This is a genomic window from Streptomyces sp. CA-251387 (genome assembly GCF_050936625.1).
Lineage (GTDB): Bacteria > Actinomycetota > Actinomycetes > Streptomycetales > Streptomycetaceae > Streptomyces.
In genome coordinates, this window is the sequence record NZ_JBNJMJ010000001.1 from 1,646,484 (window position 1) to 1,663,649 (window position 17,166).

The following is a 17,166-nucleotide window of genomic DNA, read 5'->3' on the forward strand; positions in this document are numbered from 1 at the left end:
CGGGGGCCCGGGGGTTGTCGCCCGGGAAGGCACAGCATGACGTGTGCCTCGGGTCTCGTGGTGGCTTCGGGCGGGCGCGGTGGTCCAGGGCTCAGCGAGCTCTGTTGAGCGTCTGCAGGGCGGCTTTCAGCAACTGGCCGACCTGGGGGGTGCCCTCGGTCGCCTCGGCCTGCGGTGCTACGGCGGCCACGGCCTCGTCGGCCTCGCGGGTGGCGTAGCCGAGGCCGATCAGGGCGGCGTGCAGCTGGTCGCGCCAGCCGCTGGTGACCGCCCTGCCGACCGCGGGCGCGCCGATCGGCTCGCCCAATCGGTCCTTCAGCTCGAGCAGCAGCTTCTGGGCGCCCTTCTTGCCGATGCCGGGGACGGCGGTGAGGGCCTTCTCGTCGCCGGTCGACACCGCCCTGCGCAGGGCGTCCGGCGAGTGGACGGCCAGCATCGCCTGGGCCAGACGGTGGCCGACGCCGCTCGCGGTCTGCAGCAGCTCGAAGATCTGGCGCTCGTCGTCGTCCGCGAAGCCGTACAGGGTGAGCGAGTCCTCGCGGACGACGAGGGAGGTGGCCAGCTTGGTCTGCTGGCCCATCCGCAGGCCCGAGAGGGTGTTCGGCGTGCACTGGACGGCGATGCCGATCCCGCCCACCTCCACCACCGCGGAGTCGGGGGCGAGGGCGGCGACCGGGCCGCTGACGAACGCGATCATGCGATACGGCCTTTCGATGAAGCCTTGGCGGTGTGCAGGGCCACGGCCTGCTGGAGTCGGTTCTGCGCGGGGGCGCGCCAGATGTGGCAGATGGCGAGCGCGAGGGCGTCGGCGGCGTCGGCCGGTTTGGGCGGGGCGCTGAGCCGCAGCAGGCGGGTGACCATGGCGCCCACCTGGGCCTTGTCGGCGCGGCCACTGCCCGTGACGGCGGCCTTGACCTCGCTGGGGGTGTGCAGCGCGACGGGAATGCCGCGGCGGGCGGCGCAGAGCATGGCGACGGCGCTCGCCTGGGCGGTGCCCATCACCGTACGGACGTTGTGCTGGCTGAACACGCGCTCCACGGCGACGAATTCGGGCCGGTGTTCGTCCAGCCACTGCTCGATGCCCTGCTCGATGGCGACGAGGCGGTGGCCCAACTCGGCGTCCACGGGCGTACGGACGACGCCGACGCCGAGCATGGTGAGCGGGCGTCCGGCGACTCCTTCGACCACGCCGACACCGCATCGCGTCAGACCCGGGTCCACCCCCAGTACACGCACCCGCGCCCCTCCCTTCGATCGCCTGTTTGTGCAGGCTATCGGGTGCCACCGACAACGCCGGTCAGCAACTCCCGGCAAAGCGACGGGCCGACGGGGATGTCCCGTCGGCCCGCTGAGCCAGTGAACTCCGCCGCGTCGCGGCAGCGTTACGCGTCGACCTTCTCCATGATCTCGTCGCTGACGTCGAAGTTGGCGAAGACGTTCTGCACGTCATCGCTGTCCTCGAGCGCGTCGATCAGCTTGAAGATCTTCTTGGCGCCCTCTTCGTCGAGCTCGACCTGCATGGTCGGGACGAAGTTGGCGTCCGCGGACTCGTAGTCGATGCCGGCGTCCTGGAGGGCCGTGCGGACGGCGACCAGGTCGGTGGCCTCGCTGATGACCTCGAAGTTCTCGCCGAGGTCGTTGACCTCCTCTGCGCCCGCGTCCAGGACGGCGGTGAGAACGTCGTCCTCGGTCAGCTCGCCCTTGGGGACGATGACGACGCCCTTGCGGTTGAAGAGGTACGACACGGAGCCCGGGTCGGCCATGGAGCCGCCGTTACGGGTCATGGCGACACGGACGTCCGAGGCGGCGCGGTTGCGGTTGTCGGTGAGGCACTCGATGAGCACCGCGACGCCGTTCGGGCCGTAGCCCTCGTACATGATCGTCTCGTAGTCGGCGCCACCGGCCTCGAGGCCCGCGCCGCGCTTGACCGCGGAGTCGATGTTCTTGTTCGGGACCGAGCTCTTCTTGGCCTTCTGGATGGCGTCGTAGAGGGTCGGGTTCCCGTCCGGGTCGGCGCCGCCCATGCGGGCCGCGACCTCGATGTTCTTGATCAGCTTCGCGAAGAGCTTGCCACGCTTGGCATCGATGACGGCCTTCTTGTGCTTCGTCGTGGCCCATTTAGAGTGGCCGGACATCTGCCTGTCTCCTTCGCGTAACCCATCTATGAACGAACGCCAGAGATCCTACAAGGACTCCGCTGTCCGGTTCGCGCGCACCATGTCGACGAACAGGCCGTGCACGCGGTGGTCGCCGGTCAGTTCCGGGTGGAACGACGTGGCCAGCGCGTTGCCCTGGCGGACCGCGACGATGTGACCGTCGTGCTCGGCGAGGACCTCGGTCTCGGCGCCGACGGACTCGACCCAGGGGGCGCGGATGAACACGCCTTCCACAGGATCGCCGTCCACGCCCTTGATGTCGACCGCCGCCTCGAAGGACTCGTTCTGCCGTCCGAAGGCGTTGCGGCGCACGATCATGTCGATGCCGCCGACGGTCTCCTGGCCCGAGCGCGGGTCGAGGATCTTGTCGGCGAGCATGATCATGCCGGCGCAGGTGCCGTAGACGGGCATGCCGCTGTGTACGCGCGCGCGTAGCGGCTCCATCACGCCGAAGAGGATGGCCAGCTTGGAGATGGTCGTGGACTCGCCGCCGGGGATGACGAGGCCGTCGACCTCGGCGAGCTCTTCGGGGCGCCGCACCGGCCTGGCCACGGCGTCGGCCGCGGCCAGGGCGATGAGGTGCTCCCGTACGTCGCCCTGGAGGGCCAGGACGCCTATGACGGGTGCGTCAGTCATGTACGTGCAGTCCTTGGAGGGTGCTTACCAGCCGCGGTTGGCGTAGCGCTCGGCCTCGGGGAGAGTGTCGCAGTTGATGCCGACCATGGCCTCGCCGAGGTTGCGGGACGCGTCCGCGATGATCTTCGGGTCGTCGTAGAAGGTGGTCGCCTTGACGATGGCGGCGGCACGCTTGGCCGGGTCGCCGGACTTGAAGATGCCGGAGCCGACGAAGACGCCCTCGGCGCCGAGCTGGCGCATCAGCGCGGCGTCGGCGGGGGTGGCCACGCCGCCGGCGGAGAACAGCACCACCGGGAGCTTGCCGAGCTCGGAGACTTCCTTGACCAGCTCGTACGGGGCGCGCAGCTCCTTGGCGGCGGCGTACAGCTCGTTGTTGTCGAAGCCGCGCAGCTTGGCGATCTCGTTCTTGATCTGGCGCAGGTGGCGGACGGCCTCGACGACGTTGCCGGTGCCGGCCTCGCCCTTGGAGCGGATCATCGCGGCACCCTCGGCGATGCGGCGCAGGGCCTCGCCCAGGTTGGTGGCGCCACAGACGAACGGCGTGGTGAAGGCCCACTTGTCGGAGTGGTTGACCTCGTCGGCCGGGGTGAGCACCTCGGACTCGTCGATGTAGTCCACGCCGAGGGACTGCAGGACCTGGGCCTCGACGAAGTGGCCGATGCGGGACTTGGCCATGACCGGGATGGAGACGGCGTCGATGATGCCCTCGATCATGTCCGGGTCGGACATACGGGCCACGCCGCCGTCCTTGCGGATGTCGGCGGGGACCCGCTCCAGGGCCATGACGGCGACCGCGCCCGCGTCCTCGGCGATCTTCGCCTGCTCCGGCGTGACGACGTCCATGATCACGCCGCCCTTGAGCTGCTCGGCCATGCCGCGCTTGACGCGCGCGGTGCCGGTCTCGGGGGCCTGGTTTTCGGAGATGGACACGGGTGACCTCACACGGTGAAGAAGGGTTACTGCAAGCACCGAGGAAACGGGAGTGGACCAGTCCACAGCAAGGGCCAATGCGAAGCCTGTGGATCCTTTTCCTGGTCTGTGCGACGAATGCGCTGGTCAGGCGGCTCTGTCGGCCAGTGCCGCGGGCGGCTCGTCGTCCATTTCGAACGCCAGGGGGAAGGGTGCGTGGCCGGCCAGCCGGAACCAGCGGACCTTGCGGTGCTCGCGCAGCCTGCGGGCCGCTCCCACGGCGTCGTTGTGGAAGCGGCGGGCCATCGGCACGCGGCGTACCGCCTCGGTCAGCTCGCGGGCCGCCTCCTCGCCCCCGGGTGCCTCCCGTACCACCTCCACCTGCGGGGCCTCGGCGAACACGGCCCGCAGCGCCTGACTCAGCTCGCTCTCGGCGACCTCCCGCTGCTCCTCCTCGGCCTGGCGTGCGGCGTGGGCCGCCTCGTACAGGACGATCGAGGCGGCCGGATCCAGCACGCCGGAGGTGGCCACCTCCTGGGCCACGGAGGCGCGGCGCAGCAGCTGTGCGTCGAGGGCGGCGCGCGCCGCGTCGATCCTGGCGTGGAGCCGGTCGAGGCGGCCTGCGGTCCAGCTCAGGTAGAGGCCGATGGCGACGAGGGCGACGAGGATCCAGATCAGGGTTGCGGTCACGGGCGGCAGACTAGCTCCGCGGGGTCAGCCGGGTGGCGTGCGGGGCTGCTGGGGGGGTGGGGCTGCTTGCGTGTCCGGTGGGGGCTGCCGCCCCCAGACCCCCGCTTCGGCCCTGAACGGGCCTCGTCCTCAAACGCCGGACGAGCTGATTTTCGCCGACCGGCGCCGAGATGAGCCGCCATCGACGACAACGCAGCCCAACCGGCGCTCCCCGCCCGTCAATCCCGCGCCAACCCCAGTCGTGCTCGCAGGCCGCTCCCCGCGCCGCCCCCGGCCCTCTCGTCCGCCGCCACCGCCGCGGCGCCCGCCGTCACCGTCTCGTACACCGACAGGATGTCCGCGCCGACCGTCGACCAGTCGAAGCGGCGTACGTGCGCGCTGCCGCGCTCCCGCAGCTGCGCCCGACGCGCCGGGTCCTCCAGGAGCCGTACGGCCGCCTCGGCCAGCGCGTCGGCGTCCTCGCTGGTGAACAGTTCGCCCGCCGCCCCCTGGTCGAGGACCTGGGCGAAGGCGTCGAGGTCGGAGGCCAGGACCGGTGCCCCGGCGGACATGGCCTCGACCAGGATGATGCCGAAGCTCTCGCCGCCGGTGTTGGGGGCGACGTACAGGTCGATGCTGCGCAGGAAGCGGGCCTTGTCCTCGTCGCTGATCATGCCGAGGAACTGCACGCGGGAGCGGAGTTCGCGGGGCAGGGACTCCACCGCCTCCTCCTCGTCGCCGCGGCCCGCGACCAGGAGCCGGGCCTGCGGTCGGGCGGCGAGGATCTTCGGGAGGGCCTTCATCAGGACCGGCAGGCCCTTGCGGGGCTCGTCGATGCGGCCGATGAAGCCGAGCGTGCCGCCCGCCCGTCCCCCACCACCGCCCTCAACCGGGCTTCGCGCCTCTTCCGATTGCCACTCGGGGTTGGGCTCGGCCTTGGCGAAGAAGTCGACGTCGACACCGTTGGGGATGACCACCGCGTCGCCGCCCAGGTGTTCCACCAGCGTGCGGCGGGCGTACTCGCTCACCGCGATCCGGGCGCTGATCTTCTCCAGGGCCGCCTGAAGGATCGAGTACGCGGCGATCATCGCCTTGGACCGCGGGTTGGAGGTGTGGAACGTGGCGACGATCGGGCCCTGCGCCGCCCAGCAGGTCAGCAGGCCCAGCGAGGGCGAGGTCGGCTCATGGATGTGGACGACGTCGAACTCGCCGTCGTGCAGCCAGCGGCGTACGCGTGCCGCCGACAGGAAGCCGAAGTTGAGGCGGGCCACTGAGCCGTTGTACGGGACCGGAACGGCGCGGCCCGCCGAGACCACGTAGGGCGGGAGCGGAGTGTCGTCGTCGGCGGGGGCCAGGACGGACACCTCGTGGCCGAGCCGGATGAAGTACTCGGCGAGGTCGCGAATGTGGAACTGCACGCCGCCCGGTACGTCCCAGGAGTACGGGCAGACGATGCCGATCTTCACGGGCGCTCCCCGGCCGGGCCGTCAACTGGTCTTGGTTCGAGGTCGGCGATCCACAAGCGCTGGAGCATGTGCCAGTCCTCCGGATGTTCGGCGATCCCCGAGGCGAAGGCATCGGCCAGCGCCTGTGTCATGACAGACGTCTTCTCGGCCCGGGTACCTGCCTCGGGTACCTCGATCGGGGGATGCACGCGCCCCTTCATGACGGGCGAGTCGTCGTACCAGAGCGTGACGGGGAGCAGGAGCGCCCCCGTCTGCTGGGCGAGGAGAGCCGGGCCCGCGGGCATGCGGGCCGTGGCGCCGAAGAAGTCCACCTCGACGCCCGAGGCGGACAGGTCACGGTCGGCGACCAGGCAGACCAGGCCACCGTCGCGCAGCCTGCGGGCCAGCGTGCCGAAGGCGCTGCCGCCGCTGTGCGGCAGGACCTCCATGCCGAGGCCCTCGCGGTAGGCGACGAAGCGGTCGTACAGCGTCTCGGGCTTGAGGCGTTCGGCGACCGTCGTGAACGGCGTCTCCAGCTTGGTGGTGACCCAGGCGCCCGCGAGATCCCAGTTGGCCAGGTGCGGCAGGGCGAGTATGACGCCGTTGCCCGCGGCCAGACCGTCGGTCAGGTAGTGGAGGTCCTTGGCTTCGAAGCCGCCCTTGACGCGCTCGGCGCTCCAGGCGGGGAGCCGGAAGGACTCCATCCAGTAGCGCAGGTACGACCGCATGCCCGCGCGTGAGAGCTCGGCGAGGCGCTCCGGGCTCGCGTCGGGCACCACGCGCGCGTAGTTGCTCTCCAGCCGCCGCACGCCCTTGCCCCGCTGCTTCCAGGCGAGGTCGGCGATGGTGCGGCCGAGCCGGACGGCGACCGGCTCGGGGAGCTTCTTGACCGTGCCCCAGCCGAGGCCGTACAGCGCGTCCGTGAGGCGCTCCTGGGCACTCACTTGGCGGCCTCGCTCCCTTGAGAGGCGTTCTGCGGCTTGTCCTGCGCGGCCGCCGCCTCCTCCGCCTCCGCCGACTCCCGGCGGACCGTGACGACCCGCTGGATCAGCGTGACAAGGCTGCCGACGGCGACGATCCACAGGGCGACGGGCAGCAGGTACTGGATGCCGGGTACCCCGAACTTGTGCAGCCCCGCGAGACCGGCCGCGACCAGCGAGATCACCAGGCGCTCGGCCCGTTCGACCAGGCCGTTGACGGCGACCGGCAGGCCGATCGACTCACCACGGGCCTTGGTGTACGACACCACCTGGCCGCTGGCCAGACAGAAGATCGAGACAGCGCACAGCACGAGGTCGTCGCCGCCTCCGGCGTACCAGAGGATGAACCCGCCGAAGATCGCGCCGTCGGCGACCCGGTCGAGCGTGGAGTCCAGGAAGGCGCCCCAGCGGCTGGAGCGGCCGAGCTGGCGGGCCATGTTGCCGTCGACGAGGTCGGAGAACACGAACAGCGTGATCACGACCGTGCCCCAGAAGAACTCGCCCATGGGGTAGAAGACCAGCGCGCCCGCGACCACGCCGGCGGTGCCGATGAGCGTGACGGTGTCGGGGCTGACGCCCCGCCGGATCAGAAATGCGGCGAACGGCGTGAGGACACGCGTGAAGAATGCACGCGCGTACTTGTTCAGCATGGCCTTCCCGAGGGTCGGTATCGGCGCCGTGCGGCCCCTGCTGGCCACCGGCTGGCCCATCGTAGCCACGCGCGCGTGAGTGCGACCGCCGGGCACTCGTACCCGGGCCGGGCGGCCGGGTCCACCGGTGCCGGACGGCGCGATCACGTCGTTCGTATGGACGCACCGTGAAGGGAGTGGAAAGCTCGAAGAACCGCGGGCGTCACCGGAGCCGCCATCGCACGCGGATCCGCATGTCCGCGCCCACAGTGACCTCACCGTGCACGGGAGGCAGGATCATGGGCGACAAGGCGAACGCACACCCCGGAGCCGCCGGCAGGGCTACAGCGGCCGACCACCCCGCGTCCGTACGGAATGTGGTGCTGGTCGGCCACAGCGGATCCGGCAAGACGACTCTGGTGGAGGCTCTCGCGCTCACCGCGGGGGCAGTGAACCGGGCGGGCCGTGTGGAGGACGGCGGCACCGTCTCCGACTACGACGAGATCGAGCACCGGCAGCAACGCTCGGTGCAGCTCTCCCTGGTGCCGGTCGAATGGGACGGCATCAAGGTCAACCTTCTGGACACCCCCGGATACGCCGACTTCGTCGGGGAGCTGAGGGCCGGTCTGCGCGCGGCGGACGCGGCCCTTTTCGTCGTCTCCGCCTCGGACGGCGTGGACGGCTCGACCCGCATGGTGTGGGAGGAGTGCGCGGCCGTCGGCATGCCGCGCGCGATCGTCGTCACGCACCTGGAGGCCGCGCGAGCCGACTACGAGGAAATGACGCGGATCTGCGCGGAGGCCTTCGGCGGGGACGACCCCGACGCCGTGCTCCCGCTGTATCTGCCGCTGCACGGCCCGCAGGGCCCGGACGGGCACGCGCCCGTGACCGGTCTGATCGGGCTGCTGTCGCAGAAGCTGTTCGACTACTCGTCCGGAGAGCGCAAGGAGTCCGAACCTGGCGAGGACCAGCTGCCGGAGATCGAGGAGGCCCGTAACCGGCTGATCGAGGGGATCATCGCGGAGAGCGAGGACGAGACCCTCATGGACCGGTATCTCGGCGGCGAGCAGGTCGACGTCAAGACGCTGATCGAGGACCTGGAGCGAGCCGTCGCGCGCGGCACGTTCTTCCCCGTCCTGGCCGCCGCCCCGGCCGCCGACGGTGCCCGGCAGGGACTCGGCACGGTCGAGGTGCTCGAGTTGATCACGCGGGGCTTCCCGACCCCGCTGGAACGCGAGGCACCCCGGGTCACCACGGTGGACGGCAAGCCGCGCGAGCTGAAGCTGTGCGATCCGAACGGGCCGCTGGTCGCGGAGGTCGTGAAGACGGCGTCCGACCCGTACGTCGGCCGGGTGTCGATGGTGCGCGTCTTCTCCGGCACCCTGCGCCCCGACGCGACCGTGCACGTCTCCGGGCACGGGCTGACCGACCGGGGACACGAGGACCACGACGTCGACGAGCGGATCGGCGCCCTGTCCGCGCCCTTCGGCAAACAGCAGCGCACCCTCAGCCACGCCATCGCGGGCGACCTGGCCTGTGTGGCGAAGCTGAGCCGCGCGGAGACCGGCGACACGCTGTCGGCCAAGGACGACCCGCTGCTGATGGAGCCCTGGCAGATGCCCGACCCGCTGCTGCCGCTCGCCATTCAGGCGCACAGCAAGGCGGACGAGGACAAGCTGTCGCAGGGGCTGTCCCGGCTGGTCGCCGAGGATCCGACGATGCGGCTCGAACAGAACCAGGACACCCACCAGGTGGTGTTGTGGTGCCTGGGCGAGGCGCACGCGGACGTGGCCCTCGAACGGCTGCGCAGCCGCTACGGCGTGCAGGTCGACGTCGTCCCGCACAAGGTCTCCCTGCGGGAGACGTTCGCGAGCAAGTCGGCGGGCCGCGGCCGGCACGTCAAGCAGTCCGGCGGACACGGGCAGTACGCCATCTGCGAGATCGAGGTGGAGCCGCTGCCGGGCGGCTCGGGCATCGAGTTCGTCGACAAGGTGGTCGGCGGCGCGGTCCCGCGGCAGTTCATCCCGTCGGTGGAGAAGGGCGTAAGGGCCCAGGCGGCCAAGGGAGTCGCGGCCGGCTACCCGCTCGTCGACATCCGGGTCACGCTGCTCGACGGCAAGGCGCACTCCGTGGACTCCTCCGACGCCGCGTTCCAGACGGCCGGCGCGCTCGCGCTGCGGGAGGCGGCGGCCGACGTGAAGATCCATCTGCTGGAGCCGGTGGCCGAGGTGTCCGTCCTCGTCGGCGACGAGTACGTCGGCGCCGTGATGAGCGACCTGTCCGGGCGGCGGGGCCGCGTCCTCGGCACCGAGCAGACCAGCGGTGGCCGCACCGTCATCAAGGCCGAGGTGCCCGAGATCGAGATCGGCCGGTACGCCGTCGATCTGCGGTCGCTGTCCCACGGCACCGCACGCTTCAACCGCTCCTACGCGCGGCACGAACCGATGCCACCGCAGATCGCAGAAAGGATTCGTGAAGAGGCGCGCGCCGCCTCCTAGTTGGCGCCCGGCGCCATCAAGTGGCATTTCCCGATGCCATCGAACAGCCTGTGCGGAACGCTCCCCTCCGCGTCGGCGGGCGGCTTTGGCCGTCCGCCGACGGTTGTCAGTGGCGGGGGATACGCTGATCATTGATCGACAGGTGTGCGCAGTACGGAAGTCGGGAAGGCCGCAGAAGCGACAGTGCGGCGATCGGGGGCGGGAATGACCGTTGACAGCGGTTACGCGGACATCTTCGGTCCGCAGGTGCCTCGCACGGCCGGCGAGGGGCAGACGGCGACGTTCGCGCTGGCCTCCGCGGCCTACCGGGACAACCCTTACCAGGACATCAAGAAGGCCGACAACGAATGGCATCAGACCGATGTCAAGGAAGGCCGCAAGTGGGCGAAGATCTTCCGCCCCAACCTGGGTGAGGCCTACTCCCGGGCCGTGGTCGACCGCATGCTCGGCAGCGGCCGCAAGCCCCTGATCCAGTCCTTCGGCACCGAGCCGCAGGTCGTCGTCGAGCACTGTCTGGCCGCCAACAACATCCGCAAGGCCCGCGACCGGATGCTGAGCGCCATCACGGTGATCTGCGGCGTGCTGTTCCTGCCCGGGCTGCTGGTATGGCTCCTGATCTTCCAGCTGCGGACCACCATCACCAAGCGGGACGAGAAGCGGGGCGGTGCGCTCGCCTCCGCACTGCTCGTCGCGGCGGGTGCACTCGCCGTGATCTTTCTGATCCGGATGCCGTTCACCGGCTTCTGGGCCTGGTATGCGCGGGCCTCGGTCGTCATGCCCGTGGTCGGCTGGTTCTGGGCCAAGCAGGTCTGCGAGCGCACCGCGAAGGACCTGCGGGAGCGCTGGGACAGCCTGCTGGCCGGCAGCAGCGTCGGCGCGAAGGTTCCGGAGGCGGTGCCGACCAGCCCCACCGAGACCCAGGCCGAACAGCTCCGCCAGTCCCTCGCCAAGCTCAGCGCCGAGCAGCAGTCCAACTCCGTCTTCTACGCCGGGCCCAAGGGGATACTCGGCATGGGCACGCGCTGGGGCAGCTGGCAGCTGGCCGAGGACCTGGTGCCGGCCGACCCGACCCGGGAGATCCACCCGTTCCGCAGCTGGGACGTCATCCGCTCGATCCACGACCAGCTGCGCATGCTGGAGCGCGGTCCGCTCAACACCGGCGGTTTCCCCAAGCCTTCGATACGGCACTGGGTCGTCACGCCGATCGCCGAGGGCGCGAAGGCGGTGTCCCGGCCGGAGGGCACGGACGTCGAGGCGTACGTGGTCAAGCCGCACGCGATACAGGACATCTGCAACAAGCAGCAGTTCGGCAGCGGTGACCGGCACTACCTGGGCGTCCAGTGGACGCTCTGGGACGGGCAGTTGATCATCACCATGCTGATCACGGTGACCGTGCTGCACGAGACGCTGCGCATCGAGGTCACCGGGCATGCCCTCGGTCCGGTGAACGGGCTGTTCCAGGAGAAGCCCGAGGCGCCGACCAAGGAGGTCGCCAAGTCACTGAAGCCGTGGGAGACCCGCAAGATCAAGCTTCCGCTGGTGAACAGCGACGAGGTGGTACGGCTCGCGGTCCGCGCCCCGATCTCCTGGTATCCGCCACTGCTCAACTGGCTCGGCGGGACCATAGGCCTGCCCGAGCCGTTCGGGCTCCGGCACGCCTGGGCGGATCAGCCGTGGCGGCACCGGTTCATGGCCGACGATGCGTTGCGGGCCGCTACGCCGGTGCTACGGGTGGTGCACGCGGCGGCGATCAAGGTGCTGGAGGAGAACGGGGTGGACACCGAGAAGTTCGGTACGCGGTCGGCGTTCCTCAGCACGGCTGTGCAGGATCCGACGCCTCGGAAAGCGGACGTGTACGACGCGTAGGCCTCCGGCGGTCGGACCGCGTGAGGTGGGTCTGGGTGGCCGCCCCTGGGGGCTGCGCCCCCAGCCCCCCTTCAGCCTGAACGGTCTCGTCCTCAAGCGCCGGACGGGCTGATCAATGGCAGCGCCGGCCCCGACATCAAGCCGTCGGCCAAGCCTCCGCCAGCATCTTGCGCGTATCGGCGAGCAACTGCGGCAGCACCCGCGTATGCCCCACCACCGGCATGAAGTTCGTGTCGCCGCCCCAGCGCGGGACGATGTGCTGGTGGAGGTGGGCCGCGATGCCGGCGCCGGCGACCGTGCCCTGGTTCATGCCGATGTTGAAGCCGTGGGCGCCGGAGGCGGTGCGCAGAGCCGTCATCGCCTGCTTGGTCAGGGCGGCGAGCTCCACGGTCTCCGGCTCGGTGAGGTCGGTGTAGTCGGCGACGTGACGGTAGGGCACGACCATGAGGTGGCCGCCGTTGTACGGGTACAGGTTGAGGACCGCGTACACCTGCTCGCCGCGCTTGACGATCAGCCCGTCCTCGTCGGACTTGGCCGGGATCGAGCAGAAGGGGCAGCCGTCGTCCGCTCCGGGGCCGGTCGGCTTGTTCTCACCCTGGATGTAGGCCATCCGATGAGGCGTCCACAGACGCTGGAACGCGTCCTGGATCCCCACTCCCCACTGCTGCTCCGGCTCACTCGTCATGCGTGCAGCATATGGCTTCGCCCGTGGCCGGCGTGTCGCCGGGGCTCGCGCTCGGTCGGGCCGTCTGCCGGAGACCGTGCTCGACCTCTGCCACGCGCTGCCGTTCACAGCCAGGGCCGGCTGCGGCGTCGACTACGCCGTGTCCTGGCGGCTCAGCGGGCAGCGGCTGGGCTTCGTACGGAGGCATCTGCTGGACGCCGTGGTGCTGGAGGACGGCGAAAGGCCCCCGGGAAACTGAACTCCCCGAGGGCCTTCCACGTGGACGTGCCGTCGGCTCAGACCTGCGCCCGCTCCTCGACCACCTTCGCGATCTTCGCGATGGCCTCGTCGAAGGGGATGCCGTTCTCCTGCGAGCCGTCGCGGTAGCGGAAGGAGACGGCGTTGTTGGCCATGTCCTCGTCGCCCGCGATGACCATGAAGGGCACCTTCTGCTTCTGGGCGTTGCGGATCTTCTTCTGCATCCGGTCGGAAGAGGAGTCGACCTCGACGCGCAGACCCTTCTTCTTGGCGGCCGCGGCGAACTTCTCCAGGTAGTCCACGTGCGCGTCGCCGATCGGGATGCCGATGGCCTGGACCGGAGCCAGCCACGCCGGGAAGGCGCCCGCGTAGTGCTCCAGGAGCACGGCGAAGAAGCGCTCGATCGAGCCGAAGAGAGCCCGGTGGATCATGACCGGACGCTGCTTGGTGCCGTCCGCGGCCGTGTACTCCAGGTCGAAGCGCTCCGGCAGGTTGAAGTCGAGCTGGATGGTCGACATCTGCCAGGTACGGCCGATGGCGTCCTTGGCCTGCACGGAGATCTTCGGCCCGTAGAAGGCGGCGCCACCCGGGTCGGGCACGAGCGGCAGCCCCTGCTTCTCGGCGACCTGGCGCAGCGTCTCCGTGGCCTCCTCCCAGACCTCGTCGGAGCCGACGAACTTCTCCGGGTCCTTCGTCGACAGCTCGAGGTAGAAGTCGGTCAGGCCGTAGTCGCGCAGCAGGTTGAGGACGAAGGTGAGCGTCTTGTCCAGCTCGTCGGACATCTGCTCGCGCGTGCAGTAGATGTGCGCGTCGTCCTGGGTGAAGCCACGCGCGCGCGTGAGGCCGTGCACGACGCCCGACTTCTCGTACCGGTACACGGTCCCGAACTCGAAGAAGCGCAGCGGCAGTTCACGGTAGGAACGCCCGCGCGCGTCGAAGATCAGGTTGTGCATCGGGCAGTTCATGGGCTTGAGGTAGTAGTCCACGCCCTCGTCGAGCTGCATGGGCGGGTACATGCCCTCGGCGTACCAGTCCAGGTGCCCCGACGTCTCGAAGAGCTTCCCCTTCGTCGCGTGCGGGGTGTAGACGAACTCGTAGCCCTCTTCCTCGTGCCGGCGGCGCGAGTAGTCCTCCATGACGCGGCGGACGATGCCGCCCTTGGGGTGGAAGACGGCGAGGCCGGAACCGATCTGCTCCGGGATGGAGAACAGGTCCAGCTCGTTGCCCAGCTTGCGGTGGTCGCGCTTCTCGGCCTCGGCGAGGAAGTCCAGGTAGCCCTTGAGCTCGTCCTTGGACGGCCAGGCGGTGCCGTAGATGCGCTGGAGCATCGGGTTCTTCTCGCTGCCGCGCCAGTAGGCGGCCGCGTTGCGCATCAGCTTGAACGCCGGGATCGCGCGGGTCGAGGGCAGGTGGGGGCCGCGGCAGAGGTCCTTCCAGCACAGCTCGCCGGTCTTGGCGTCCAGGTTGTCGTAGATCGTCAGCTCACCGGCGCCGACCTCGACGTCCGCACCGTCCTCGGACGAGGCGGAGCCCTTGAGGCCGATCAGCTCCAGCTTGTACGGCTCGCCGGCCAGCTCCTCACGCGCCGCCTCGTCGGTCACGACACGGCGGGAGAAGCGCTGCCCGCGCTTCTGGATCTCCTGCATCTTCTTCTCGATGGCCTTGAGATCCTCGGGCGTGAACGGCTTCTCGACGTCGAAGTCGTAGTAGAAGCCGTCCTTGACGGGCGGGCCGATGCCCAGCTTGGCCTCGGGAAAGAGCTCCTGCACTGCCTGCGCCATCACATGCGCGGTGGAGTGGCGCAGGATGTTGAGACCGTCCTCGGAGGAGATCTCGACGCCCTCGACCTCCTCGCCGTCGGAGAGCACGTACGACAGGTCCTTGAGCTCGCCGCCCACGCGCGCGGCGATGATCGAGCGCTCGCCGGCGAAGAGGTCGGCGGCCGTAGTGCCCGTCGTCACCACGCGCTCTTCCCGCTCGGAATCGCGTTGGATGATCACACGGACGTCTGACACCGGTCTCTCCTGACTGAAGGTGGAATACGGCGCCATACCAGGAGCGCGCGCATTACGCGATCGTACCGACCCCGGACGGCTGACCGCGAAACGGTCACGTAAGCGCTCCGCTGGGAGGGCCGTGTGGGTCGGCGGACGTCTGCGGCTTCGTCGTGGCTGGTCGCGCCCACGCGGCGCAGCCGCACATTGATACAGCCCCGGCCCCTATGGGGCGCTGTCGGAACCGCAGCCGGGCTCCCCCTGCCAACCAAGCCACACCCACGCCGAGCAACGGCCCACCAACCGCCACTGTCCCCACGACACCGGCCGCGAGGGAGCCGTAGGGGCGCGCCGGTGTCGAGAGCACGAGCGCGCGGAGGCGCGCAGCGCCGAGCACGGTCGTGCTCTCGACACCGGCATGTGGCGCCCCGAAGGCGACCGAGCCAAACATTCGGCACCCCAGCCGCAAGGCTGCGCCCCGCAACGCCCTCGCCGAGCCCGCTCCCGTCAGTCCCCGCCGTCCTCTCCCCCGCAAGCCTCCTCAAAAAAGTCCAGATCCTCCTGCAGCGACTTCATCAACCGATCCCGCTCGGCCTCGTCCACCTGCACCGGCACCACCCCGGAGGCCCCCGTCACCTTGCGGAACCCACCCCGGCTCTCCAGCCGCCCGTGCACCCGCACCGGCAGTCCGACGAGGTGCGCGTGCCCGGCGATGCGGTACGCCTCCTCGTCCAACGTCAGCCGGACGTGCGGCACCTCGGCGCCCGCGAGGACCCGCAGCCGTACGGTGCCCTCCCCGCGCGGCCCCGACCGGCGCATCCGTACGACCGCCCCGGTGAGCCTGACCGGCACGGACGGCTCCTCGCGCTGATAGCGAGCCCCGGCCTCGCGCAGCACGGGCAGGTCGCCCGGTGAGAACTCGACGGGCTCGACACCGGCCACGCAGTCCTCGGGCACCCCGGCCGCGGGCGCCCACTCGACGGCGATGCGCGCGCCCTCGGTGCCGCGCACCAACGCGACCAGCGCTTCGGTGAGCTCGCGGCTGACACCCGCTTCGACGGCGCCGTCGAAGGCGTCCATGCCGCCGGTGGCCCGCTGGTAGTCGATGGCCTCGCGCGCGGCGTACAGGGCCTGGTGGAGGCGTACGGCGAGCGGGCGCCCGGTGCCGACGGGCACGAAGGCGGTGAGGCCGCGGCCGCCCGTCGCGGGGCCGACGAGGACGTTCTCCAACATCGCGGCGGCCGAGCGGCGGTGGCGGGCGCCGTAGTAGCCGGCACGCGCGCGCGTGGCGAGTGCCGCGGCGAGGAGCGTCTGGCGGGCGGCGGTGCGCAGTTCCTCCTCGACCGTCCAGGGCGCGGCCCCGACCGGCCCGCCGGGCGCGTCCCGCCACCAGCGGATCTCGTCGCTGGGCACGGCGAGTCCGACCAGCACCTCGCGCGCGGAGGGCGTGCCGCTGCGGGACAGGGCGAGGAGGGCCTCGCCGAGCAGGTCGTCGCTGTCGGGGAAGGCACGGGACTCGGGGACGAGCAGGCTCGTGCCGCTGCCGCCGGGCCCGGGCGGGGTCCAGCGGCCGTAGCGGCCCGCCGCTCCCCCGCGCCGCTGCCAGCCGTGCCGGTGCAGCAGGGCGCTGAGCACGGCGGGGTCGACGTCGCCCGGCTCGGGGGGACGCTCCCAGGACGCGTCGACCGGGTGCGGTCGTACCGCTCGTACCGGTTCCTCCAGGGGGCGGTGCGTCATGGTCTGCCTCCCGTCCCGACCCGCGTCATGATCTCGCAGAGCGCCCGGTCGTCGAAGATGCGTGAGGTCGGTATCCGCACGCTGGTCCGCCGCCGCCCGGTGATGGGGTGGCCGGCCAGGTTGACCCAGTAGCAGCAGTGCCGCAGATCGAGCCGGTCGTGGCCGGCCCGCAGCCACTGCTCCTGGGAGCGCGGCACGATCATCACGACCAGGATCTTGTGCACCGAGACCGGCGTGCGGGCGAGCTTCGCCAGGTGGTCGTTGTCGAGCGTGAAGGAGAAGAAGCGGCCGGGCGGGTTGGGCGGGAGCTGGTAGGTGGCCTTGAGCTGCACCTTGATGGTGACCTCGTCGTCTACGGTGTGGCCGGGCGCGCTGTGGCTGACGTGCCAGTCGATGCCGTTGTCCGGAAAGGGCTGCGAGAGCGAGCACCCGGCCGCCGCCGCGACGGCGTGCAGATAGCCCACCTGCAGTGTCTCCATGCAGGCGGTGGTGGCGAGTGAACCGCGATGGGGGCCCGTGCGTTCGGGCAGCAGCCCGCCCCGCTCGGGCTGCGCTATCGCCATGACGAACAGCCTTCCACGCCAAGTGAATCCCCGTCCGGGCCGCTGAACTGCAAAGACCCGCACTCCTGTTGTGTCCTTCCGGCGTACGGCGCAAACGGTCCGGGTATCACCAAACGGGCAGAAGACGGTGCGTCAGCTGCCGTGGGTGAACGAGGGGTTGTG

16 protein-coding genes are annotated in these 17,166 nt (G+C 70.4%); 3 read left to right on the forward strand and 13 right to left on the reverse strand.

Translation table 11 applies throughout. The features are described 5' to 3' along the window. Window positions 1-91: 91 nt before the first annotated feature. The 9 genes from ruvA to pgsA all read right to left on the reverse strand — a co-directional run bounded on the left by ruvA (window position 92) and on the right by pgsA (window position 7,505). Window positions 92-697, reverse strand: a complete 606-nt coding sequence (gene ruvA / locus ACQEV2_RS07165) for a Holliday junction branch migration protein RuvA (protein ID WP_433037742.1) — start codon at window positions 695-697, stop codon at window positions 92-94. Next, window positions 694-1,236, reverse strand: coding sequence for a crossover junction endodeoxyribonuclease RuvC (ruvC, locus tag ACQEV2_RS07170; RefSeq protein WP_433037744.1), 543 nt, complete (start codon window positions 1,234-1,236; stop codon window positions 694-696). The genes ruvA and ruvC overlap by 4 nt, the downstream gene beginning before the upstream one ends. A 146-nt stretch (window positions 1,237-1,382) precedes the next feature. Next, a complete protein-coding gene (locus tag ACQEV2_RS07175) occupies window positions 1,383-2,135 on the reverse strand; it encodes a YebC/PmpR family DNA-binding transcriptional regulator (RefSeq protein WP_433037745.1) in 753 nt (250 codons plus the stop codon). A 48-nt stretch (window positions 2,136-2,183) separates the two neighbouring features. After that, the gene (gene pdxT, locus ACQEV2_RS07180; protein ID WP_433037747.1) at window positions 2,184-2,792 is read right to left on the reverse strand and encodes a pyridoxal 5'-phosphate synthase glutaminase subunit PdxT; all 609 of its coding nucleotides are present in this window, start codon (window positions 2,790-2,792) and stop codon (window positions 2,184-2,186) included. A 24-nt stretch (window positions 2,793-2,816) separates the two neighbouring features. After that, window positions 2,817-3,722, reverse strand: coding sequence for a pyridoxal 5'-phosphate synthase lyase subunit PdxS (gene pdxS / locus ACQEV2_RS07185; protein WP_062154397.1), 906 nt, complete (start codon window positions 3,720-3,722; stop codon window positions 2,817-2,819). A 126-nt stretch (window positions 3,723-3,848) separates the two neighbouring features. Then, window positions 3,849-4,391 (reverse strand): hypothetical protein, encoded by a 543-nt coding sequence (locus tag ACQEV2_RS07190; protein WP_433037750.1) that lies wholly within the window; start codon window positions 4,389-4,391, stop codon window positions 3,849-3,851. 218 nt (window positions 4,392-4,609) lie between these two features. After that, a complete protein-coding gene (locus ACQEV2_RS07195; protein WP_433037752.1) occupies window positions 4,610-5,836 on the reverse strand; it encodes a glycosyltransferase family 4 protein in 1,227 nt (408 codons plus the stop codon). Beyond that, on the reverse strand, window positions 5,833-6,759 hold the full coding sequence (locus tag ACQEV2_RS07200; RefSeq protein ID WP_433037754.1) for a phosphatidylinositol mannoside acyltransferase: 927 nt from the start codon (window positions 6,757-6,759) through the stop codon (window positions 5,833-5,835). The genes ACQEV2_RS07195 and ACQEV2_RS07200 overlap by 4 nt, the downstream gene beginning before the upstream one ends. Further along, window positions 6,756-7,505: a phosphatidylinositol phosphate synthase gene (gene pgsA, locus ACQEV2_RS07205; RefSeq protein ID WP_433054258.1), complete on the reverse strand. Its 750-nt coding sequence runs from the start codon at window positions 7,503-7,505 to the stop codon at window positions 6,756-6,758. The genes ACQEV2_RS07200 and pgsA overlap by 4 nt, the downstream gene beginning before the upstream one ends. 218 nt (window positions 7,506-7,723) lie before the next feature. Between pgsA and ACQEV2_RS07210 the strand changes: the two genes are divergently transcribed. Continuing rightward, window positions 7,724-9,922: an elongation factor G-like protein EF-G2 gene (locus tag ACQEV2_RS07210; protein ID WP_433037756.1), complete on the forward strand. Its 2,199-nt coding sequence runs from the start codon at window positions 7,724-7,726 to the stop codon at window positions 9,920-9,922. A gap of 204 nt (window positions 9,923-10,126) precedes the next feature. Next, a complete protein-coding gene (locus tag ACQEV2_RS07215; RefSeq protein ID WP_433037758.1) occupies window positions 10,127-11,788 on the forward strand; it encodes a hypothetical protein in 1,662 nt (553 codons plus the stop codon). A 136-nt stretch (window positions 11,789-11,924) separates the two neighbouring features. Here ACQEV2_RS07215 and ACQEV2_RS07220 read toward each other — a convergent pair whose 3' ends face one another. Next, a complete protein-coding gene (locus ACQEV2_RS07220; protein ID WP_062722603.1) occupies window positions 11,925-12,473 on the reverse strand; it encodes an HIT family protein in 549 nt (182 codons plus the stop codon). On the opposite strand from ACQEV2_RS07220, the gene ACQEV2_RS07225 reads away from it, so the two are divergent. Beyond that, window positions 12,472-12,711 (forward strand): hypothetical protein, encoded by a 240-nt coding sequence (locus ACQEV2_RS07225; protein ID WP_433037760.1) that lies wholly within the window; start codon window positions 12,472-12,474, stop codon window positions 12,709-12,711. The genes ACQEV2_RS07220 and ACQEV2_RS07225 overlap by 2 nt on opposite strands. Window positions 12,712-12,748: 37 nt before the next feature. On the opposite strand, the gene thrS is transcribed toward ACQEV2_RS07225, so the two are convergent. From thrS to ACQEV2_RS07240, 3 genes are all read right to left on the reverse strand, one after another. Beyond that, a complete protein-coding gene (gene thrS / locus ACQEV2_RS07230) occupies window positions 12,749-14,725 on the reverse strand; it encodes a threonine--tRNA ligase (RefSeq protein ID WP_433037762.1) in 1,977 nt (658 codons plus the stop codon). Between the two features lie 486 nt (window positions 14,726-15,211). Next, on the reverse strand, window positions 15,212-16,441 hold the full coding sequence (locus tag ACQEV2_RS07235) for a hypothetical protein (RefSeq protein ID WP_433037764.1): 1,230 nt from the start codon (window positions 16,439-16,441) through the stop codon (window positions 15,212-15,214). After that, window positions 16,438-17,004: a DUF4365 domain-containing protein gene (locus ACQEV2_RS07240; protein ID WP_433037766.1), complete on the reverse strand. Its 567-nt coding sequence runs from the start codon at window positions 17,002-17,004 to the stop codon at window positions 16,438-16,440. The genes ACQEV2_RS07235 and ACQEV2_RS07240 overlap by 4 nt, the downstream gene beginning before the upstream one ends. Window positions 17,005-17,166: the final 162 nt, after the last annotated feature.

Bases quoted from the DNA above. Each gene is read 5' to 3' on its own strand.
- ruvA (WP_433037742.1), bottom strand. From the start codon at position 697: ATGATCGCGTTCGTCAGCGGCCCGGTCGCCGCCCTCGCCCCCGACTCC.
- pdxT (WP_433037747.1), bottom strand. From the start codon at position 2,792: ATGACTGACGCACCCGTCATAGGCGTCCTGGCCCTCCAGGGCGACGTA.
- ACQEV2_RS07215 (WP_433037758.1), top strand. From the start codon at position 10,127: ATGACCGTTGACAGCGGTTACGCGGACATCTTCGGTCCGCAGGTGCCT.
- ACQEV2_RS07175 (WP_433037745.1), bottom strand. From the start codon at position 2,135: ATGTCCGGCCACTCTAAATGGGCCACGACGAAGCACAAGAAGGCCGTC.
- ACQEV2_RS07210 (WP_433037756.1), top strand. From the start codon at position 7,724: ATGGGCGACAAGGCGAACGCACACCCCGGAGCCGCCGGCAGGGCTACA.
- ACQEV2_RS07240 (WP_433037766.1), bottom strand. From the start codon at position 17,004: ATGGCGATAGCGCAGCCCGAGCGGGGCGGGCTGCTGCCCGAACGCACG.
- ACQEV2_RS07225 (WP_433037760.1), top strand. From the start codon at position 12,472: ATGCGTGCAGCATATGGCTTCGCCCGTGGCCGGCGTGTCGCCGGGGCT.
- ACQEV2_RS07220 (WP_062722603.1), bottom strand. From the start codon at position 12,473: ATGACGAGTGAGCCGGAGCAGCAGTGGGGAGTGGGGATCCAGGACGCG.
- ACQEV2_RS07235 (WP_433037764.1), bottom strand. From the start codon at position 16,441: ATGACGCACCGCCCCCTGGAGGAACCGGTACGAGCGGTACGACCGCAC.
- pgsA (WP_433054258.1), bottom strand. From the start codon at position 7,505: ATGGGCCAGCCGGTGGCCAGCAGGGGCCGCACGGCGCCGATACCGACC.